The organism is Pseudomonas sp. F220 (assembly GCF_057813935.1).
In genome coordinates this window covers 1-1,166 of the sequence record NZ_JBVASJ010000099.1, presented here as the reverse complement: position 1 = coordinate 1,166, position 1,166 = coordinate 1, and the positions used below count along the sequence as shown (strand labels likewise).

1 pseudogene is annotated in these 1,166 nt (G+C 59.3%); it reads left to right on the top strand.

Annotated features, from left to right (window positions below):
* Positions 1 to 427 precede the first annotated feature (427 nt).
* A pseudogene (locus ACZYSM_RS29140) lies at positions 428 to 1,166 on the top strand (reverse transcriptase domain-containing protein); the annotation flags it as partial.

Here is a 1,166-nt window from a genome sequence, read left to right as displayed (position 1 = left end):
GTGCGCCAGGCATGGCGCGTTGCGCGCAAGCGCAACCAGTTTGGCTGTGGTGGCCACGCTGGTGACTTGGAGGTGAAAGTCCTCTACACACCCGGCAAGGGGAAGTGTTAGCCAGAGGCAAGGGTGTCGCGGGCGACTGCGAATCTGAAGGAAGCCCGAGGCAAAATGCTGGCCTGACGAACAGAAAGCGGATAGAGGCGGCGCAGCGGGGTAAGACGGCACAAATCGTCAAAGCCCGATACTTGCACGGAACGCTGTGACGTAAATCCGACAGGCATAAGCAGGAAGGTCGCGCGAATTACCCTGGGAGATCTGCCCGTTTGCCAGTGTGCTACCGAACGTCGAGAGGCGACGGGATGAGCGTGCAGAAGTCAGCCGAGGCCGTATTAAGTGACGAATAACCCCGTCACCAAGGGCCGAACAGGTTATGCCGCCAGTAGGCGTCAGAGTCTCGTCGAATGTCGAAAAAGCAGAATTCTCTCCACAAGAGGGCTGTCACCCCAAGTCCCGGACGGAATCCGGGGTTTGCGACTGGCAGTGCGCAGGCATCGGCGGCGTCTATGACGTGGACGAACGCGGAGCCGGACACGCTGATGGCGCGGGTGCTTGCACCGGCCAACCTTAAGCGTGCGTATCAACGCGTAGTCAGCAACAAGGGCGCGCCGGGTGCCGATGGCATGACGGTCGACCAGTTGGTGGACTATGTGAAACAGTATTGGCCGATCCTCAAGACTCGGCTGCTGGCCGGCGAGTATCACCCGCAAGGTGTACGCGCCGTCAAAATCCCTAAGCCCAAAGGCGGAACCCGGCAGTTGGGTATTCCCAACGTCGTGGATCGCTTGATCCAACAAGCCTTGCTGCAACAGCTCACGCTAATCTTCGATCCTCTGTTCTCGGACTACAGCTACGGTTTTCGTCCGGGTAGAAGTGCTCATCAAGCCGTCGAAAGCGCCCGCGCCCATGTGGCGTCGGGTCACCGTTGGTGCGTGGAGCTTGACCTTGAGAAGTTCTTTGATCGGGTTAACCACGACGTTTTGATGGCCCATATAGAGCGTCATATCGAAGACAAGCGAGTGCTCAGGCTGATTCGCCGTTACCTTGAAGCCGGTGTGATGTCGGGCGGGATCGTCAGTCAGCGACAGGAAGGGACGCCGCAAGGCGGCCCG